15 protein-coding genes are annotated in these 19,894 nt (G+C 37.9%); 11 read left to right on the plus strand and 4 right to left on the minus strand.

What is annotated here, in order from left to right; genetic code table 11:
- The first annotated feature begins 97 nt into the window (after positions 1–97).
- Entirely contained in the window at positions 98–817 is a 720-nt protein-coding gene (locus tag ACHZAX_RS00845) for a FadR/GntR family transcriptional regulator (protein ID WP_101309663.1), read from the plus strand.
- 72 nt (positions 818–889) lie between these two features.
- On the opposite strand, the gene murQ is transcribed toward ACHZAX_RS00845, so the two are convergent.
- Together murQ and ACHZAX_RS00855 are read right to left on the minus strand one after the other, a co-directional pair.
- On the minus strand, positions 890–1,720 hold the full coding sequence (gene murQ, locus ACHZAX_RS00850) for an N-acetylmuramic acid 6-phosphate etherase (protein ID WP_320017687.1): 831 nt from the start codon (positions 1,718–1,720) through the stop codon (positions 890–892).
- Between the two features lie 10 nt (positions 1,721–1,730).
- Complete coding sequence (locus ACHZAX_RS00855) at positions 1,731–2,561, minus strand: ATPase (RefSeq protein ID WP_320017688.1); 831 nt, start codon at positions 2,559–2,561, stop codon at positions 1,731–1,733.
- Between the two features lie 269 nt (positions 2,562–2,830).
- Here ACHZAX_RS00855 and nagB point away from each other — a divergent pair, with 269 nt between their 5' ends.
- From nagB to ACHZAX_RS00905, 10 genes are all read left to right on the plus strand, one after another.
- A complete protein-coding gene (nagB, locus tag ACHZAX_RS00860) occupies positions 2,831–4,813 on the plus strand; it encodes a glucosamine-6-phosphate deaminase (protein ID WP_320017689.1) in 1,983 nt (660 codons plus the stop codon).
- A gap of 85 nt (positions 4,814–4,898) precedes the next feature.
- Positions 4,899–8,018 (plus strand): golvesin C-terminal-like domain-containing protein, encoded by a 3,120-nt coding sequence (locus tag ACHZAX_RS00865; RefSeq protein WP_320017690.1) that lies wholly within the window; start codon positions 4,899–4,901, stop codon positions 8,016–8,018.
- 27 nt (positions 8,019–8,045) lie between these two features.
- Entirely contained in the window at positions 8,046–9,506 is a 1,461-nt protein-coding gene (locus tag ACHZAX_RS00870) for a glycosyltransferase family 2 protein (protein WP_320017691.1), read from the plus strand.
- Positions 9,507–10,610: 1,104 nt separating this feature from the next.
- On the plus strand, positions 10,611–11,489 hold the full coding sequence (locus ACHZAX_RS00875; RefSeq protein WP_320017692.1) for an N-acetylmuramoyl-L-alanine amidase-like domain-containing protein: 879 nt from the start codon (positions 10,611–10,613) through the stop codon (positions 11,487–11,489).
- Between the two features lie 54 nt (positions 11,490–11,543).
- Positions 11,544–12,572: a DUF4922 domain-containing protein gene (locus ACHZAX_RS00880; RefSeq protein WP_320017693.1), complete on the plus strand. Its 1,029-nt coding sequence runs from the start codon at positions 11,544–11,546 to the stop codon at positions 12,570–12,572.
- A 318-nt stretch (positions 12,573–12,890) separates the two neighbouring features.
- Complete coding sequence (locus ACHZAX_RS00885) at positions 12,891–13,805, plus strand: GNAT family N-acetyltransferase (RefSeq protein ID WP_320017694.1); 915 nt, start codon at positions 12,891–12,893, stop codon at positions 13,803–13,805.
- A gap of 111 nt (positions 13,806–13,916) precedes the next feature.
- Positions 13,917–15,242 (plus strand): SpoIID/LytB domain-containing protein, encoded by a 1,326-nt coding sequence (locus ACHZAX_RS00890; protein ID WP_320017695.1) that lies wholly within the window; start codon positions 13,917–13,919, stop codon positions 15,240–15,242.
- Between the two features lie 230 nt (positions 15,243–15,472).
- A complete protein-coding gene (locus tag ACHZAX_RS00895; protein WP_320017696.1) occupies positions 15,473–16,780 on the plus strand; it encodes an MFS transporter in 1,308 nt (435 codons plus the stop codon).
- Positions 16,770–17,300, plus strand: a complete 531-nt coding sequence (locus tag ACHZAX_RS00900; protein ID WP_320017697.1) for a GDSL-type esterase/lipase family protein — start codon at positions 16,770–16,772, stop codon at positions 17,298–17,300. The genes ACHZAX_RS00895 and ACHZAX_RS00900 overlap by 11 nt, the downstream gene beginning before the upstream one ends.
- Before the next feature lie 10 nt (positions 17,301–17,310).
- Positions 17,311–18,420, plus strand: coding sequence for an acyltransferase family protein (locus tag ACHZAX_RS00905; protein ID WP_320017698.1), 1,110 nt, complete (start codon positions 17,311–17,313; stop codon positions 18,418–18,420).
- 16 nt (positions 18,421–18,436) lie between these two features.
- Here the strand turns inward: ACHZAX_RS00905 and ACHZAX_RS00910 are convergent, their stop codons facing one another.
- Together ACHZAX_RS00910 and ACHZAX_RS00915 are read right to left on the minus strand one after the other, a co-directional pair.
- A complete protein-coding gene (locus tag ACHZAX_RS00910) occupies positions 18,437–18,961 on the minus strand; it encodes a threonine/serine exporter family protein (RefSeq protein WP_320017699.1) in 525 nt (174 codons plus the stop codon).
- Between the two features lie 3 nt (positions 18,962–18,964).
- On the minus strand, positions 18,965–19,735 hold the full coding sequence (locus ACHZAX_RS00915; RefSeq protein ID WP_101309677.1) for a threonine/serine exporter family protein: 771 nt from the start codon (positions 19,733–19,735) through the stop codon (positions 18,965–18,967).
- Positions 19,736–19,894: the final 159 nt, after the last annotated feature.

The following is a 19,894-nucleotide window of genomic DNA, read 5'->3' on the forward strand; positions in this document are numbered from 1 at the left end:
TGTATTTGGGTTTAATTGCATGGTTTTTTGACGGAATACAGACTAATTGCAGTATATTTCGTAACAGATCATACAAGTTGAAGTAAATTTGCAGTTCATGGATGAAATTTTTGGAAAAATAGGATCAGCTCAAACTCTTAGTCAGAAGATTGAGCGCCGAATAGAAGAGGCTATTCGCCAGAAGAAATTGCTGGTGGGAGCTAAACTTCCTTCGGAGCGGGAATTATGCGAGATGTTTGCAGTTAGTCGGACTGCATTACGCGAAGCTTTGCGTAGACTTAGTGCCCGGGGCTTAATTGAGATCAAAAAGGGTAGTGGCATGTATGTTAGTGAATTGAAGATCAAAGATGCCATTGATTCTTTGAATTTGTATTATGATTTAAGTTTTGATAGTAACCTGATTCCTCAAATTATTGAAGTGAGGCGCGTTTTTGAACCGGAAATTGCCCGGATGGCAGCAAATAACCGAAGGGATAAGGATTTGGACTTATTGCTTAAGAATATTTCGGATTTGGAAGATTGTGATCCGGATAATACCCAAATGGAAGCAGATATCATCAATAAATTTCATTTGAATGTTGCTAAGGCCTCTTGCAATCCGATTGTGATTATTACTATGGAGCCAATCTATTCTCTTTTGCCGCGCATGCGAAATTTGATTTATGCCAATGTGGATGGAGAGAAAGATTTTACAATTAAAGCTCATCGTACCATTTATGAAGCTATTCGGGATAAGGATGCAGATAAAGCTTTTGAAGCAATGGTTGGACAGATAAACAGAACTCTTGAGATTTACACACAGTATTTGAAAAAATAAGAACTGTATTTTCAATAAAAAACGGAGATTGATGATTCAATCTCCGTTTTTTTTATTGTTTTAAAATAATATTTATTTGTAAGCCTCAATGGCCTTTTTTACTGAGCCATGTTTTAACAGTAAGCTTTTAGCAACTTCTTTTTCAAGTTTTAATTCTTCCATAATCATTTTGGTTCCTCGTTCAACCAACTTTTTGTTGGTTAGCTGCATGTTAACCATTCTGTTGCCCTGAACTCTTCCCAATTTAATCATCAAGCTGGTGGTGATCATGTTTAGAATCATTTTTTGAGCAGTTCCGGCTTTTAGTCTGGTACTTCCGGTAACAAATTCGGGACCAACAATTGCTTCAATTACAATTTCTGATTCTTGCGAAACGGGAGCTTCAGGATTGCATGTAATACAAGCAGTAAGCAAACCATTTTCGCGGGCTTTTTTTACACCGCCAATAACATAAGGAGTTGTGCCCGAAGCAGCAATTCCCAATACCGTATCATTCTGATTAAAACCATGTTCCTGTATCTCTTCCCAGGCTTTGTTCCAATCATCTTCGGCCGATTCAACGGCATTTCGTAAGGCCTTTTCTCCTCCTGCAATCAATCCAATTACAATATTTCCCGGAACTCCAAAAGTTGGCGGTAATTCCGAAGCATCCAATACGCCAAGTCTGCCACTTGTTCCAGCTCCAATATAAAATAATCGGCCTCCGGCTTTAACGCGGTCAACAAGTAGGGAAACAAATTTCCCGATTTCTGGAATCGCGCGATTTACTGCTAAATGAACTTGTCCGTCTTCCTGATTAATTCCAATAAGTAGTTCATTAACCGACATCTTTTCCAAATTGGAAAAGTTAGAAGGTGATTCTGTTATTTTGTTTGAAGTTTTCTGGTTACCTGCTTTATTCATTATTTTGTTTTTATTTACCAAGATGGTACTGAATCAATCCTTCCAATGGGCTTTGCTCAATTTTTCCAAGACGTAAACCGGTCTTGGCTGCGACCATTTCCAACTCATTTTTAAAGTAGTATGCAATACTTCCAATAAAGTGAATGGGCAGGTTGATGTGATTATTGTATTGTTTAATATTTCTTTCGAAAAATTCACAGAAGCTATTTTTTACAAGCTCTGATATATATGGTGATTGAATGTTCTCAGAAAGAAAGACTGTAAATTGAGCAAGAAAACGGCTGGGAGCTTCCTCTTTGTATACTTTGTTTATAATATCTGCATATTCCAGATTGTATTTCTGATAGAATGCACTTTTTATTTCAGCAGGAGCAATATTTTTAAGAATATCAGCCAGCAATTTTTTACCCATAACAGCTCCGCTGCCTTCGTCACCCAATATGTAGCCCAAGGGAGGAACGTTGTGTTCAATGTTTTCCCCATCGTATAAGCAGGAATTAGATCCTGTTCCAATGATACACGCTATGCCTTTTTCTTTTCCGCAAACCGATCGGGCTGCAGCTAAAACGTCGCTGTTAATTTCGCAATTTGCATCTGGAAAAATTTGTAGTAAGGAGTCTTTAATGATTTTCTTCTTATCATCAACAGCACAACCGGCACCGTAAAAAAAGATCTGGGTAACTGAACCAAAATCATCAAGTGAGCTAATTATTTTAATTATCGAACTTGTATTTTGATGGTATGGGTTAATTCCCAAAGTCTGTTGGCGTTTAGCTATGCCTTTACTTCCGAGAAGAACCCAGTCAGTTTTGGTTGATCCGCTCTCTGCAATTAATATCATGATTTTATTTTTATAACATGTATGATGAATGTTAATTTAAAATGAATTTACAAATAAATAAATTAATATTGAATTTGTATTTTTCCATTTTCATTCCTTCTACATTGCTTAATATCCTTATTGTACGGGTGAATTTATTTTCACGTTACAAATATATAAAAATTAAACATTTGTAAAAAGTATTATATAACATGTATGACCAATTTTGGAAAATATGATTTTCTGTTCTATTTTTGATCCGAAAGTAATTTAAATCAGGAGATAGCAAAATGGAGAATCAGATACTGCAATTTAGGGAAGAGCTTGATGAAGCCAAGTTGTATTACCAACCTTCAGATGAGTTCGACAGAACAGTGAAAACCAGGTATGAGAAAATGCCGGCAGATATTTTTTCAACTGCTGAAAAGGCAGCCAAGTGGGTTGCAGGTGAAATTGCAAATGAAATTAAGCAAAAACAAAAGCTTGGCGAAATGTGTGTTGTAGGATTAGCTACCGGTGCAACGCCATTGGGAGTGTATTCCGAACTGATTCGTCTGCACAAAGAAGAAGGCTTGTCATTTCTGAATGTGGTTACTTTTAATTTGGATGAGTATTATCCGATGTTGAAATTGAGCGCACAAAGCTATAATCATTACATGAATGATGTTCTGTTTAATCATATCGATATTCCTCAAAATCAAATTCATGTACCAAATGGTGAGGTAAGCAAGGTCACAATTACCGGATACTGCAATGAGTATGAAAGACTAATTGATTCTTTTGGGGGATTGGATTTGCAAATACTTGGAATTGGTCGTACAGGGCATATTGGGTTTAATGAACCGGGTTCACAATTGGATTCGATAACCCGCTTGATTATGCTCGATTCTTTGACACGACGAGATGCTGCCAAAGATTTTAATGGCTTAAATAATGTGCCTAAGGCAGCTATAACAATGGGTGTTGGTACCATATTTAAAGCCAAACGGGTTATTTTAATGGCTTGGGGCGAAGGAAAAGCGGCAATTGTAAAAAAAGCATTGGAAGAAAGTCAGTGTGATGCTGTTCCCGCCAGTTATTTGCAACGACATACCGATGTGAAGTTCGTTTTGGATGTGCCGGCAGCAAGTGAATTGACAAGAGTAAAAAATCCTTGGTTGGTTGGAAGTATTGAGTGGGATCGTTATTGGATTCGGAAAGCAGCTGTTTGGTTGTGTAATAAATTGCAAAAACCAATTTTGAAACTGACTAATCGTGATTATAATGATAATGGATTGAGTGAGTTACTTGCTTTATATGGTTCGGCTTACGAGGTAAATATTAAGGTATTTAATGATTTGCAGCACACCATAACCGGTTGGCCTGGAGGAAAGCCAAATGCTGATGATTCTCATCGTCCGGAGAGAGCAGAACCGGCAAGTAAAAGAGTTTTGGTTTTTAGTCCGCACCCTGATGATGATGTAATTTCGATGGGAGGAACTTTGAAGCGATTGGTGGATCAAAACCATGAAGTTCATGTTGCATACCAAACTTCAGGAAATATTGCTGTTGCCGATGATGAGGCGGTGAGATATCTTTCTTTTGTAAAAAGTTTTTCGAGAACTCATGATACAAACGAGGGCAATCTTCAGTGTGTAATTGAAGACATTCAAAAATTTCTTTTGGAAAATAAAAAGCCGGGAGGAATGGATACCGCTGAAGTGCGCAATATGAAAGCCTTAATCAGGAGAGGAGAGGCAAAAGCTGCCTGTCGTTTTGTAGGTATTCGATCTAAGAACCTTCATTTTTTGGATCTTCCTTTTTATGAGACGGGTACGGTTAAGAAAAATCCGTTGGGAGAAGAGGATGTTCGTATTTTGGTGAACCTGCTTCGAAGGATAAAACCTCATCAAATTTTTGCCGCGGGTGATTGGTCTGATCCTCATGGAACGCATCGCGTATGTTGGGAAGGAATTTACCAGGCACTGAAAATTGTGAAGGATGAGGAATGGATGAAGGATTGTTATGTGTGGCTGTATCGTGGAGCATGGCAAGAGTGGGATCTGGATGAAATTCAAATGGCCGTTCCGGTTAGTCCTGAGGAATTGCAGCACAAACGAAATGCAATACTGCGTCATCAATCACAAATGGAGAGTGCTCCATTTCTAGGGAATGATTCGAGATTATTCTGGCAAAGATCAGAAGAAAGAAATCGGGCTACAGCCGATTTATTTAACAAATTGGGCTTGGCAGAATACGAGGCAATTGAAGCTTTTGTCAGGTTTATTGTTTAGATTTATCTGAGAATTTCCGAATTCGACAGCTTGAATTCGGGCTTCTCTTTAACTGTTTCATTTTAACGTAAAAACAATGTTTTCCATGTCTGGATTTTTTCTAAATATCTGTTTTTTTAGAATGCTTTGTGTAATCTCTGTATTGTTGTTCTCAAATTTTAATTTGATAGCAGCTAAGAAATCGGACCGACTAACTCGAAAAGCCGACAAAGCAGCACAGAGTTTTGTTGAGCAAGCTTCAAAGGAATTTGTTTACACATTTAAGTACGATAGTTTGCAAATAGATTCAGGGCAAAAAGAAATTACATTGTATATGAATCCGGTGTTTTCGTACATCCCGTTTCGCCTGGAATCTGTACAGAGATATAAGAAAGATTTCAAGGAAGAATTGGGGCGTAGATTTCGGAATTATTCCATCCGAATGGAAAGTATGGGACAGGAAATAAGTGATTTAATTCCTAATTTCTATCGAAATGGAAGTGTTGTTTTGGATTCAAATCGCTTGAACAAGAACTCGGAAGTCGCACATCCGTTGGTGCGAAGAGTAAACACAGGGAACGATACAAAACTTGGATTGGAAAATAAACACATTGCTCTTTGGCACTCTCATGGCTGGTATTATGAAAATACACTGGACAGATGGGAATGGCAGCGGGCAAGAGTTTACACTACGGTGGAAGATTTGTGGACCATGGAATTTGTTGTTCCATATATTGCTCCCATGCTCGAAAAGGCCGGTGCTAACGTATTGTTTCCACGCGAAAGAGATGTTCAGAGAAATGAGGTGATAGTAGATGCTGATTGGTCATCGGAAGGATCGGAATATCTTGTATCAGATTCTGTTTGGGAACTGAATTCTCAAGCGGGTTTTGCAAACAAATATCCCTTTTATATTGAAGGAGAAAATCCGTTTGAACTGGGAAGCAGCTATCAGACTGAGGCAGGTACTGACGTATCTGCTAGAGTACAATACATTCCTTGTTTTCCTAAAAAAGGAGAATATGCAGTATCTGTTTCCTATTCTGATGACGAGGATAATGTGAATGATGCGCATTATACCGTGAATCATGCAGGAGGTAAAACTGAATTTTTGGTGAATCAGAGCATGGGTGGTAAAACCTGGATTTATTTGGGGACTTTTCTTTTTGATAAAGGGAAGAATCCCGAAAAGGGAATGGTTGAACTGACAAACGAAAGTAAGGAGCCTGGAAAATGGATTTCGGCTGATGCAATACGATTTGGCGGAGGAATGGGAAACATTGCCCGTGGAAATCCTGAAGAATTGGATGAGCTGAAGAAACAAAGAGCAGAGCTTGGTTTTAAATTGGACTCCTGTGTTTGGCAAAAATATACGAGTAATCGGCCAAGATATCAGGAGGCAGCACGTTACTATCTTCAGTATGCAGGCATGCCCGATTCGTTGGTGTACAGCATCAATAAAGATTACAAAGCAGATTACAGCAATCGCGGAAAAGATGCAGCTAAGTTTCAGAAAAGAGAAATTGGCAAAACCGACTACAAGGATGATTATATGAGTCGTGGAGAGTGGGTGGACTATTTACTAGGAGCACCTGCAGGACCAACTAAAAATGTTGACGCAAAAGGTTTGGGTATTCCTATTGATATGGCTCTGGCTTTTCATACCGATGCCGGTTTTACACCAAATGATTCCATTATTGGAAGTTTGGCTATTTATTCGACCACCCGGGATGAGGATTCTTTTCCAAATGGACAATCGAAATGGGCAAGCCGCGATTTAACGGATATTGTTCAAACGCAGGTAGTGGAAGATATTCGAAAAAAGTATGAACCAAAATGGACGCGCAGAGGGATGTGGAACAAGCAATACTCAGAAGCGTACCGTCCAAAAGTTCCTACTATGTTGTCTGAATTGTTATCGCATCATAATTTTGCAGATATGTATCAGGGGATGGATCCTAAATTTAAATTCGATATCAGCAGAGCTTATTACAAAGGCATTTTAAAGTTTTTGTCATCGCAGGATGGACGGGATTATGTGGTGCAGCCTTTGCCGGTTGATCATTTTCAAATCAAGGAAACTGAAAACGGAATTGTTCTTTCATGGAAACCAGTAATAGATCAATTGGAGTCAACTGCAATGCCCGAATTTTATAAAGTTTATACACGAATTGAGGAGGAAGGATTTAATGAGGGAACGATTGTAACTAATTCTGAATACAAAATCTCGAATTGCCAACCTGGTGTGATTTATAGTTTTAAGGTGACAGCACTAAACAAAGGCGGTGAAAGTTTTGATTCGGAAATTTTAGCCTGTTGCAAATCAGAAAATGGTAAAAAGCCTGTTTTAATTGTAAATGGATTTGATCGTATTTCTGCTCCTCAGGGATTTGATGATGGGAAGTTGGCCGGTTTTATAAGTTCGGAAGATGAGGGTGTCGCATACAAAAGAAATATTGCCTGCGTGGGTGATCAGTACGATTTCGATCGAAAATCGAAATGGTTGGACGATGATGCTTCTGGACATGGAAGCTCATATGCCGATCAGGAAGAACGAATAATTCCGGGTAATAGTTTCGATTATCCTTTTGTGCACGGACAAGCGATTCGCGATAATGGTTTTGGATTTGTATCGATGAGTGATGAGGCCTTTGAAGAATTGAATTGGGAGGCGAAGGATTATTCTGTGTTGGATTTGATTTTTGGAGAGGAAAAAACCACAAAGAGAATCTACGGAAAAGAAAATAAAGATTTTACAATTTACACGCCCGAAATGAGAGAGGCGATTCGAAAATACATAAGCTGCGAAAATGCAAATTTGATATTGACGGGCGCTTATGTGGGAACTGATTTGGAGTTGTGCGGCGATAGTCTGGCAAAATCTTTTGCTGAGAATGAATTGCATTTTCAGTTCAGAACCAATCATGCGAGCAAATTGGGGAAAGTATCGCATACAAACGAAGTGAGAAATAATTTCACGGGAGAATATCAATTTGAAACGGAATATTCAGCCGATATATATAAGGTAGAAGCACCCGATGCAATTGAACCTAAAGGGGATGGCGCAAAAGTTCTTCTTCGTTATTCAGGAAATAATAAAAGTGCCGGTGTAGTGTATGATGGAAACTATCAATCTGTAATTTTAGGATTTCCATTTGAAACACTGGAAACGAAAGAGCATCGAAATAAATTGATGAAACAGATGCTTCAATTTTTTAATCAGTAAGAAAATAATAAAAACACAATAATTACTATGAACGAAAAGGTGACATGTTTTATTCCTTTTGGAACAAAGGAAGAGACCGAAATAACAATCAATGAGCTGATAAAATCAGATTTAGTAGCTGCGATTTATGTTGTTGGTGGCGATGCTCAACTGGAGGCTGAAGGTGTTAATGTATTAACATCGGAAAGCTTATCGCACGGGAAAACGATTCATGCAATTGCTGAAAAATCAGATTCTGAATATGTTTTTATCTACACAAAAACAAGTGCCTTAACTTTGGGACAATTGGCTTTGGATCGGTTTATGAAGGTAGCCAAGGATACAAATAGTGGCTTGGTGTATTCAAATTATCGTGCAATTAAAGAGGGAGTGGTTGAAAATTGCCCGGTAATTGATTATCAGGAAGGAAGTTTGAGAGATGATTTTAATTTTGGATCGGTGCTTTTTTATGATGCGAAAGTGTTAAAAGAGGCAGTAAAGGATGTAGATACTACCTTTCGTCATGCAGGATTGTATGAATTGCGCTTGGCAGTAGCGGCGCGTTCTGAATTTATGAGAATTCCGGAAGTGTTGTACACCGAAGAAGAAATGGATACAAGAAAATCGGGAGAGAAAATTTTCGATTACGTTGATCCTAAGAATCGTGCCGTGCAAATTGAAATGGAGATTGCCTGCACCGAGCATCTGAAGAGAATCGGAGCTTTTTTAGCACCAAAATTTGATCATGTTGCTTTTGATGAAGGTGATTTTAAGATAGAAGCTTCTGTTGTGATTCCGGTTCGCGATCGTGTAAAAACCATCGAGGATGCTATTAAGTCGGTATTGGCTCAGAAAGCAAATGTTGATTTCAATTTAATTATTGTGGACAACTATTCTACGGATGGAACGACTGAAATTATTCAGAAATATGCTGCCTTGGACAAACGGATCATTCACATTATTCCGGAACGAAAAGATTTGGGTATTGGTGGTTGTTGGAATGAAGCTTTAGCACATGAGTCTTGTGGTAAATTCGCAATTCAGTTGGATAGTGATGATTTATATGCCGATGAAACCACTGTGCAGAAAGTTGTTGATGCTTTTTACAGCCAAAACTGTGCTATGGTTGTAGGAACTTATCAGATGGTGAACTTTGCTTTGGAAGAAATTCCTCCTGGAATAATCGATCACAAAGAGTGGACACCTGAAAATGGACGAAACAATGCGCTTCGTATTAATGGATTGGGAGCTCCTAGGGCATTCTATACCCCTGTATTGCGCAAGAATCCGATTCCAAATGTAAATTACGGTGAGGATTATGCTTTGGGATTGGCAATCTCGCGTAATTACCAGATTGGTAGAATTTACGATTCAATTTATTTGTGTCGTCGCTGGGATGATAATTCTGATGCTTCTTTGGATATCGAAAAAATGAATGCTCACAATACTTACAAAGATCGTATTCGTACTATCGAATTGAAAGCTAGAAAACTGTTGTGCCAAAAATAGATGTAGATTAAAATACTTGATTTAGTCTTTGTGTAACTCAGTGATCTCCGTGGTAAAAAAAAAGTTTAACCACAGAGAGCACAGAGTTGCACAGAGAAAAAAAAGGGAATACAGGGGTGATTCGTAAAATGTTAATTTGGTGTAATTTGATCGTGCCAGCAGTTTGTAAATCCCTGCGATTGCTACTCTGTGTAAACAGTGTTCTCTGTGGTAAAAAAAAAGTTTAACCACAGGGAGCACAGAGGTTCACAGAGAAAATAAATAGGAATACAGGTGTGATTTGTAAAATGTTAATTCGGTGTAATTTAATCGTGCCAGCAGTTTGTCAATACCTGCGGTTAAGACTCTGTGAATCTCAGTAATCTCAGGGGTAAAAAAAGTTTAACCACAGAGAGCACAGAGGTTCACAGAGAAAAAAAGGGAATGCAGGTGTGATTTGTAAAATGTTAATTCGGTGTAATTTAATCGTGCCAATAGTTTGTAAATACCTGCGGTTAAGACTCTGTGTAAACAGTGATCTCCGTGGCAAAAAAAAAGTTTAACCACAGAGAGCACAGAGGTTCACAGAGAAAAAAAGGGAATGCAGGTGTGATTTGTAAAATGTTAATTTGGTATAATTTGATCGTGCCAATAGTTTGTTAAACCTTTGTCAATACCTGCGGTTAAGACTCTGTGAATCTCAGTAATCTCAGGGGTAAAAAAAGTTTAATCACAGAGAGCACAGAGGTTCACAGAGAAAAAAAAGGAATGCAGGTGTGATTTGTAAAATGTTAATTCGGTGTAATTTAATCGTGCCAATAGTTTGTAAATCCCTGCGATTGCTACTCTGTGTAAACAGTGATCTCCGTGGTGAAAAAAAAGTTTAACCACAGAGAGCACAGAGGTTCACAGAGAAAAAAAGGGAATGCAGGTGTGATTTGTAAAATGTTAATTCGGTGTAATTTAATCGTGCCAGCAGTTTGTCAATACCTGCGATTGCTACTCTGTGTAACTCAGTAATCTCCGTGGTAAAAAAAAGTTTAATCACAGAGAGCACTGAGATTCACTGAGAAAAAAGGAATACAGGTGTTATTTTAGTGAGAAACCTGATAAAACATAAGAAGTATGAAGCAATTTTTTCAAATTTTAGTGGTATTGCTGATTTCTTTAAGCTCTTGCCAGGGAAAGCAATCCCGACAAGAAGTAAGGAAAGAAATTCAACTTTCAGATTCTACGGATCAGGAAATCTTTAATTCCATTTGGGAAATAGCAGGATCGATGTCTATCGATTCCTTGCCATTGAATGATCGGGTAGTTGAAGTGGCAAAAATGTTTATGCAAACAGACTATGTTGGTGGTACTTTGGATGGGAATGAGAAAGAACAGATGGTCGTTAATTTCCGGGAGTTGGATTGCACAACTTATTTGGAGAATGTTGTGGCCTTGTCAAAAGTATTATCCAACGATTCGCTTACAACTGATGATTTTTTGAAAGAGCTTGAAAATTTGCGTTACCGAAATGGTAAATTAACTGATTATGCCTCTCGCTTGCATTATTTTTCCGATTGGATATATGAAAATGAAAAAAAGGGAATCGTAAAAAATATTACGTGTGAAATTGGTGGTGAAAAGTACAATAAAACAATCAATTTTATGAGTACGCATGTCGATTCTTATCCTGCATTAAAAGTTGATGTTTCATTGGTAGAAGAGATACGGAAGACCGAAAATGAAATCAATAAAAGAGAATTGTTTTTTATTCCCGAAAACAATATTCAAAACTTGGAAAATAAAATTCAAAATGGCGATTTAATTGCCATTACTACTAAAATAGAAGGTCTGGACATATCTCATGTTGGGATTGCGATTCATGTGAATAACCGACTGCACTTGATGCATGCCTCGAGCAAAGCTAAAAAAGTAGTGATTTCGGATATTCCTTTAGCAGAGATGCTCATGCAAAGTAAATATCAATCGGGAATAATAGTTGCTAGGTTAAAATAACCTGACAGAGTCGAAGACCTGTCAGCGTTTAAATAGTGTTATAAAGAATATACTTTGTCAAGATATTGGAAAACAATGAATGTAAACAGCATAAATAAATTAGAGAATTTATTGGAGGAGAAATCTTCCACTCAAATATTAGGTGATTTTTTGAACGATCAGCTTATAAATTGGCCTTTGGCAACAGGAAATTACAAGGGATTGGAAAAAGTGGAAGAAAAAGAATTTCAATTTGATGGCTATACAATAAAAGTTCAGTTCAATCCGGAAAGAATCAGATCGTCAGCTGCGAAAGTAGATCAAAAGAGCATCGAGAATCGTGCGTGTTTTTTGTGTCTCGATAAACTTCCTAAAGAACAAGCTGGTATTGCTCAAGGCGATGATTTTGTGATTCTGGTGAATCCGTTTCCAATTATTCCTCAGCATTTTACCATTCCAAAAGTCGATCATGTCGATCAGAGTTTTGAAGAGAATGTTTCAGGAATGTTGTCTTTGGCTAAAAATATGCAAGGATATACTTTGTTTTATAACGGACCAAAGTGTGGAGCGTCAGCTCCCGATCATATGCATTTTCAGGCAGGCAATAAAGATTTTATGCCAGTGGAAACAGAGTATGCAGTTTTGAAAAATTTGCAGTCGGAACTTTTGAGTAATTCAAATCAATTTGAGATGAGATCTTTCCCAAATTATCTTAGGAAAATGATTTCCATAGAGTCGGAAAGTGAAATTGAAATGATGAAGGCTGTTTCTGTTTTTTATCAGACTTTTTCTGCGATGCAAGCAGAAGAAAAGGAGCCAATGCTCAATGCAATTTGTTCTTTTTCCGATGGCAAATATAGTATGCATTTGTTCCCACGAAAACTACATCGTCCATCGCAATATTTTGCCGAAGGCGATCAGCAATTGCTCATAAGCCCTGCATCAGTCGATTTTGGCGGTGTATTTATAACGCCACGCAGAGAAGATTTTGAGAAAATCACATCGGATGATATTGTAGATATTTTCAAACAAGTAAGTGTTGATGATGAGTTTTTCGGAACTCTTTGTGAGAAGTTAAGAGTTAATTTGGGGCTCTCACTTTAAGTGAGATTCCTAATAATTAGGAACTATTGGTAACCCGACTTTAAGTCGGAATACCAAATTTACATAAGGAAATGAACTGTACTATAAGACAAGGGAAATGAATTGTACGTTGAGGGAATGCGATTGTAAGAGGAAGTAATGCAAATGTAGGTCTTGGGACTTAAAATGTAACAAAAGGGAGCATGAATGTAGGTCGGGGGACTGCAAATGTAAGCCGAGGGACTGCAAATGTAATTGAAGGGAATGAGAATGTAAGTAGAAACAATACAATTGTATAGAGTCTTACATCAAATTAAACTCTAAGTAATTAAAAGAAACATGATCAATACCATACGACAATATCAGGATAAGGATTTTGATGAAGTTTTCACTCTTTGTCAAAACGCATACAAGTTCGATTCTTTTACCAAAGAATTGCTTCACGAAAAAATCTACGACGATCCTTTTTTCAATCCTGAAATAATTTGGCTTGCCGAGGAAGGAACTGCTATTGTTGGATTTTTAATGGGAACCTGCCGAATGGATATTCGTGGAGTGAATTATGGCTACGTAAAATTAATGGCGGTAAGCGAAACTCATCAGCGAAAGAGAATTGCCAGGAGCATGTATGACTTGCTCGAAAAGGAGTTGCGTTCGCAAAAAGTTGATGTGATGCGTTTGGGTGATGTGCCAATGAATTATTTCATGCCGGGAATTGACCCCAGATACACCCCGGCACTTTGCTTTGCCATGCGAATGGGATTCAATCGGTTTATGGATACTTCCAATCTTGTAGTCGATTTGTCTGATCGGGAATGGTCTGATGAAAAGAAAATAATGGCTTTAAAATCTGATGATATTGAAGTTTGTCGTGCAACAGCAGAAGACAAGGATGAATTGATGGATTTTGTTGCTGAAGAATGGAAGCTATGGCAGTATGAATTGGAGATGGCCTGCAAATCGAATCCGATTGCAATTCATATTGCAAAGTTGAACGGGAAAATAAAAGCATTCTCGGCACACAGCGCTAATAATAAAGGCTTGCCATGGTTTGGTCCAATGGGAACACATCCCGATTTGCGTGGGAAAGGAATGGGAAAAGTGCTGTTGTATCGTTGTTTGGAAGATTTGAAAAATCTAGGCTTCGGAACGGCAATTATTCCTTGGGTAGGACCAATCGATTTTTATTCTCATCATGCAGGAGCTGTGGTCGAAAGAGTATTTTGGCGATATGAGAAAAAACTGATTGAATAAATTGATAAGAACTAAGATGGGAAAGATGAGATAATAAAAGTTGAGTTCCGGATAGTTTGGAGCTGTAAATAATCTATTGTCTAGGATCTAATATCTAAAATCTATTAAAAAATGAACGAACCACAACTACGTGTAGGCATCATGTACGAGCCTAAAATTTCATTCACATTAAATGGAATTTACATACTTCAGCAAAATGGAAAAGAATATACAGGAAAGCAAGATGCCTGCTATGTCGATGATAATATAGCCTTTGATGGCCTGGTAGATGAAGAATTGGTTTTCTATCCTAAATATTACGAAGAAGCATCTTTCGACTTGTTTGATGTAACCATCGGAATTAAATTTCATTGGGAACGAAAGGAAGATCAGCGCTTCAAAGGTGCCTTGCACTTTATTTGCGAAGATGAAAAATTAACTGCCATCAATGTTCTTTCTTTAGAGGATTATTTGGTAAGTGTTATTTCATCTGAAATGAGTGCAACAAGCAGCATGGAACTGTTGAAAGCTCATGCAATTATTTCCCGTTCATGGTTAATCGCGCAGGTAATAAAAGGGGCCGAATTGCAAAAGTCAGAAACCAATTATCAGAGTATTGTTGAAACCGATGAGCAATATATTCGTTGGTACGATCGCGAAGATCATGTGAATTTTGATGTTTGTGCCGATGATCATTGTCAGCGTTATCAAGGCATTACCAAACAATCGACCAAACTGGTAGTCGATGCAATAGATGCAACTCGTGGACTGGTGCTTACCAGTGAGGGTGAAGTTTGCGATGCCCGTTTCTCGAAATGTTGTGGTGGCGTTGCCGAGACGTTTGAAAATGTATGGGAACCTAAAAATCATAAATACCTGCAGGCGGTTATCGATAATCCGAAAGTTCCTGCTGGATACGATATGAATTTGAAAAATGAAACAGCAGCAGTGAAATGGATTCGTACTTCGCCTGAAGCATTTTGCAATACCACCGATAAAGAAATTTTGTCGCAGGTTTTGAATGATTACGATCAGGAAACCATGGATTTTTATCGTTGGAAGGTAGAATACGAACAAGATGTAATTTCAGAATTAATAGCACGTAAAACGGGTAAAGATTTTGGACAAATTTTGGATATAATTCCTGTTGAACGAGGTGAGTCAGGTCGTTTAATCAAATTGAAAATTGTTGGTTCAAAACGAAGTTTGGTAATTGGGAAAGAATTGGAAATCCGTAAAGTACTTTCCGAATCGCATTTGTACAGTTCCGAATTTGTTGTTGATAGAGTAGGTGAAGAGAACGGAGTGCCAGCTAAATTTATTTTGATTGGTGCCGGCTGGGGACATGGTGTTGGTCTTTGTCAGATTGGAGCCGCAGTAATGGGTGCCATGGGATACAAATACGATGAAATTTTGCTGCATTATTTCCGTGGAGCAGAATTGGAAAAAAGATATTAATTATAGAGATGAGATGTTAGAAATGAGACATGAGAAAAATGGAGTATGCTTTTTTCTAAAGCTGTAAATAATCTCAAATCTCACGACTCAAATTTATAATCTTAATCAAAAAAATATAAGTATTGAAATAAGATACGTGAATCAGGATTTTTGAAGCTGTAAATAGTCTCAAATCTCATATCTCAAATCTCACTTCTCATATCTCAGTTCTCAAATCTAAACAAAAAAGAATGTCAAAAACAAAAACTCGCTCACCATGGGCATGGATTCCATCTCTTTATTTTGCAGAAGGCATACCTTACGTTGTGGTGATGACTGTTGCCGTGATCATGTACAAAAAACTGGGTATTTCAAATACTGATATTGCTCTGTATACCTCTTGGTTGTATTTGCCTTGGGTGATTAAGCCTTTTTGGAGTCCGATTGTAGATATCGTAAAAAGCAAACGCTGGTGGATTGTTAGTATGCAGTTGTTGATTGGTGCTGGTTTGGCGGGTGTTGCTTTTACGGTTCCTACCACATTCTTTTTTCAGTCAACATTGGCCTTTTTCTGGCTGTTGGCTTTTAGTTCGGCAACTCACGATATTGCTGCTGATGGTTTTTACATGTATGGAATGGACTCCAATAAGCAGGCATATTTTATTGGAATACGAAGTACATTTTACCGCCTGGCCATGATTACCGGCCAAGGACTTTTAATTATTCTGGCAGGATATTTTGAAACCACAAAACTGTTTGGGAATACCGAAAATAATATTCCATTGGCATGGTCGCTAACCTTTTATATTTTAGCTGCCGGATTTTTATTGTTTTGCGTTTATCACAAATTTGCACTTCCATATCCACAAGAAGATGAAGATCGGGAGGTAAAAAGCTTTTCCAGTGTATTCGAGGATTTTGCTGAGACCTTTGTTTCTTTTTTCATGAAAAAGGATATTTTGAAAATCGTAGGGTTGCTCTTGGTGTATCGTTTGGGCGAATCTCAGTTGGTGAAAATGGCATCTCCTTTTCTTCTCGATCCGAAAGAAGTTGGCGGATTAGGTTTATCTACGGGCGATGTTGGATTGGTTTATGGAACCATAGGAATCATTTTCTTAACTCTGGGAGGATTGCTTGGAGGATATCTGGCTTCAAAAAATGGATTGAAATATTGGTTTTGGCCAATGGTAATTGCCATTAACCTGCCAAACCTTGTGTATGTTTACCTTTCTTACGCATTGCCCGAATCATTCTTTTTGATTTGTGCCTCGGTGGCCGTAGAGCAATTTGGCTATGGTTTTGGCTTTACCGCATATATGCTTTATCAGATATATGTATCCGAAGGAAAACACAAAACGGCTCACTTTGCATTTTGTACAGGTTTAATGGCTTTGGGCATGATGTTACCAGGAATGATTTCCGGTTGGCTGCAGGAGTTGCTGGGCTATCAGCACTTCTTTATTTGGGTGATGATTTGTACCATCCCAAGTTTTATAATGATAAAATTGATTGATATAGATCCGAAATTTGGTATTAAAACGGGAAACAATGAAAAATAGAATTGCTTTTTTGGGGGATAGCTTAACCGAGGGAGGAAGTTGGGAAGAATATTTTCCTGCTTATGAAATTTCCAATTTTGGAATATCCGGAGAGCGGTCTGATGAAATCCTTTTTCGATTGGATGAGGTTCTGTTTTGGGAACCTAAAAAGATTTTTCTGATGATGGGGATTAACGATCTGGGTGAGGGCTTAAATTATGAGAAGATCCTTAAAAATCATCAAAAGTTATTTTCAATAATGAAGGAGCATAAGGACATAGAATTGATCGTTCAAAGTCTTTTGCCTACTAATGAGACTCTGTTTAAGAGTGATAATTTTGATGGGTTAAAAATTCTGGAAGTCAATTTTCACTTGAGAGATTTGTGTGAGAAAGAGAAGATTACTTTCGTGGATTTGTATACCGCTTTTTCAACCTATAAATCCCAACTGATAAAAGATTATACCAATGATGGTTTGCATTTAAATGAAGCAGGTTACAGAATATGGCAGAATTGTTTGCAATCTCAAAATCTCATCTAAAATCTAGATAATGAAAAAAACAGAACGTTTAATGGCTTTGGATGCCTTTCGGGGATTAACCATTGCAGCCATGATTACGGTGAATACTCCAGGAAGTTGGGGACATGTTTATGCTCCATTGCTTCATTCAAAGTGGAATGGCTGTACGCCAACCGATTTGGTGTTTCCTTTCTTTCTATTTGCTGTTGGTGTTGCCATGTGGTTTGCTTTCGGAAAATTTGATCATAAATTAAGTCCCGAAGCAGGCAGGAAGATTCTGAAGCGGACCGTAATCATTTTTGGCATAGGTTTGTTATTGAATGCCTTTCCATTTATTCAGGTTGAGTTGGAGAATTTTAGGATAATGGGAGTTTTGCAGCGAATCGCCTTGGCTTATGGAATAGGAAGTTTGCTTTGTTTGTGGCTGAGTAAAGCTCGTTTGGTAATTGTCTCCTTGGCTATTCTACTGGCATATTGGGGATTGGTTTTTTTCCTTGGTGGCAATCATCCATATAGTTTAGAGGGAAATCCAACAATGGCTTTCGATAGCATGATTTTGGGAGCGGATCATCTGTACAAAGGTTTTGGTATTGCTTTCGATCCCGAAGGATTGTTTAGCACTCTTCCTGCAATTGCTACAGTAATCCTCGGATATCTTTCAGGATTTTTAATTGCGTCAACCGAGCGTAAAAAATTGGTTGGAAAACTATTAATGTTTGGTTCACTAGGAGTTATCGCTGGCTTGATTTGGAATCTGGGATTCCCTATTAATAAACCAATCTGGTCTAGTTCTTATGTGGTTTATACCACAGGCTTGGCACTTTTGGTTTTAGCTGTAATGATTTACCTGATCGATATTTTGGATTACAAGAAATGGGCTCATCCGTTCCTGGTTTTCGGAATGAATCCTTTGTTTATTTATGTTCTTTCAGGAGTTTGGGTAAGAGTGATTATTTATTTGGTTCATTTTTCAGATCAGGCAGGAAATTCAACAACCGGATATGTCTGGTTGTATAAAAATGTATTTGCATCCTGGGCAGGAGATATGAATGGATCTTTGTTTTTTGCGCTGGCACATATCGTTGTCTATTGGCTCATCGTGCTGTTTCTCTATAAACGGAAGATATTTATTAAAATATAAATAAAAAGCTTCGGATTTAATCCGAAGCTTTTTTTGAATCAAATAATTTATTTAGAAATTTGTTTGGTTTAGTTTTTTTTATCGATTTGTTTCGGCTGAGTAACATAGGGGCCGAAACGCCCAGCGAAAGTGCCGATAATACAAAAAAGGCTTTCAATCCATTGTCAACAGTTTCTTGTAACAACTGCAGAAAAACAGCATGATCATTTTCTCCTGTTAAATGGATAATTCCCAGCATCATTCGGTAAGTAAATGCACCCGGAACCATTGGGATAACTGCAGGAATAGCAAACACAAAGGGTGGCGAATGTCTTAAGTGAGCAGCCCGGATGCTTAAAAAACCAATTAGTAAAGCGCCCATAAGCGAGCTGAGAATGATATTCATTCCCAGCTTTAGGCAGATCAGTTTTACTGTTCCGCCCAAAGCACCCATGATGAATATTACCCATAATGTACGGGGAGGAACATTAAAGAGTATTGCAAAACCTGTAGCCGCAAAGCCCAGCCAAATCCATGTCTCAAAAAATACAATCCACTCCATATTCTAAATGTTATAAATAAGAATCGCTCCAAGTAAGCCCAAAGCAATCGAAAATGCGATAATTAATCCATTAAGTCCTCTTACCACTCCGTTTATAATATTTCCATCCAAAAGATCCAGCAGGGAATTAATTAATGGAATTCCAGGAATCAGATATAAAACAGAGGTTGCAAAAGCATATTCCGGATTGCTGCTAATGTGCAGATTAACTGCAGCTCCCGAAATCATAGCTGATACAAAAGCGGCCAGGAAAATACATAAATAAGGATTAAATTCTCTTTTTGTGACTTCCTGTCTTACAAATAAGCCAACAAAAGTTGCCACAAAAGCAATTAGCATTTCGATGGCTTCACCACCAAAAATACGGCAGAATGAGGCACCTGCCAAAGCTACCATCAGCAATGTTACGATCCTAGGATAATGTGGTACAGACTTTAATCGGTCTATTTCATGACGAACCATTTCCAAATCCCATTTTTCCTCTATAATGTGCCAGCTCATTCTGCTGAGTCCGCTAACAATTTTGAAATTGACACGATGAGCCGATGTTTGCATCAGCCGGCTAAAGAACAGATCAGACTCTTCGTTGTTTATGGTTAACATTAATGCTCGATGGGTAATTAATAATTCTGCATGGTATCCAAAGGCTGAAGCAATACGCATTACGGTAACCCGAATTCTAAATGTATTTGCTCCGGTTTCCATAAGTAAGGCTCCTACTTCGAGCAGAATTTTACACAGCTCGTTAATCTTCTCTTTTTCGGATAAAACCATATTTTTTTATTGTTTTGAAATGATATTAACCTGATTGTTGAATACTTCAAATGAGTTTTTTTGTAAACCGATCTATCCGTTACTCTGTGGTTGTATATTTAGCAACAAAAACTTGTGTCTTAATTTGTTGTGGTAGTACAAAGTTATTTAGCTGAAAGG

Source organism: Labilibaculum manganireducens (assembly GCF_963665805.2).
Classification (GTDB): Bacteria; Bacteroidota; Bacteroidia; order Bacteroidales; family Marinifilaceae; genus Labilibaculum; species Labilibaculum manganireducens.

What these genes read in the sequence shown, in the direction of transcription:
- ACHZAX_RS00845 (WP_101309663.1), top strand. Translation starts at nt 98, where the DNA reads ATGGATGAAATTTTTGGAAAAATAGGATCAGCTCAAACTCTTAGTCAG.
- nagB (WP_320017689.1), top strand. Translation starts at nt 2,831, where the DNA reads ATGGAGAATCAGATACTGCAATTTAGGGAAGAGCTTGATGAAGCCAAG.
- ACHZAX_RS00855 (WP_320017688.1), bottom strand. Translation starts at nt 2,561, where the DNA reads ATGATATTAATTGCAGAGAGCGGATCAACCAAAACTGACTGGGTTCTT.
- ACHZAX_RS00870 (WP_320017691.1), top strand. Translation starts at nt 8,046, where the DNA reads ATGAACGAAAAGGTGACATGTTTTATTCCTTTTGGAACAAAGGAAGAG.
- ACHZAX_RS00865 (WP_320017690.1), top strand. Translation starts at nt 4,899, where the DNA reads ATGTCTGGATTTTTTCTAAATATCTGTTTTTTTAGAATGCTTTGTGTA.
- ACHZAX_RS00890 (WP_320017695.1), top strand. Translation starts at nt 13,917, where the DNA reads ATGAACGAACCACAACTACGTGTAGGCATCATGTACGAGCCTAAAATT.
- ACHZAX_RS00915 (WP_101309677.1), bottom strand. Translation starts at nt 19,735, where the DNA reads ATGGTTTTATCCGAAAAAGAGAAGATTAACGAGCTGTGTAAAATTCTG.
- ACHZAX_RS00905 (WP_320017698.1), top strand. Translation starts at nt 17,311, where the DNA reads ATGAAAAAAACAGAACGTTTAATGGCTTTGGATGCCTTTCGGGGATTA.
- ACHZAX_RS00910 (WP_320017699.1), bottom strand. Translation starts at nt 18,961, where the DNA reads ATGGAGTGGATTGTATTTTTTGAGACATGGATTTGGCTGGGCTTTGCG.
- ACHZAX_RS00900 (WP_320017697.1), top strand. Translation starts at nt 16,770, where the DNA reads ATGAAAAATAGAATTGCTTTTTTGGGGGATAGCTTAACCGAGGGAGGA.
- ACHZAX_RS00885 (WP_320017694.1), top strand. Translation starts at nt 12,891, where the DNA reads ATGATCAATACCATACGACAATATCAGGATAAGGATTTTGATGAAGTT.
- murQ (WP_320017687.1), bottom strand. Translation starts at nt 1,720, where the DNA reads ATGAATAAAGCAGGTAACCAGAAAACTTCAAACAAAATAACAGAATCA.
- ACHZAX_RS00875 (WP_320017692.1), top strand. Translation starts at nt 10,611, where the DNA reads ATGAAGCAATTTTTTCAAATTTTAGTGGTATTGCTGATTTCTTTAAGC.
- ACHZAX_RS00895 (WP_320017696.1), top strand. Translation starts at nt 15,473, where the DNA reads ATGTCAAAAACAAAAACTCGCTCACCATGGGCATGGATTCCATCTCTT.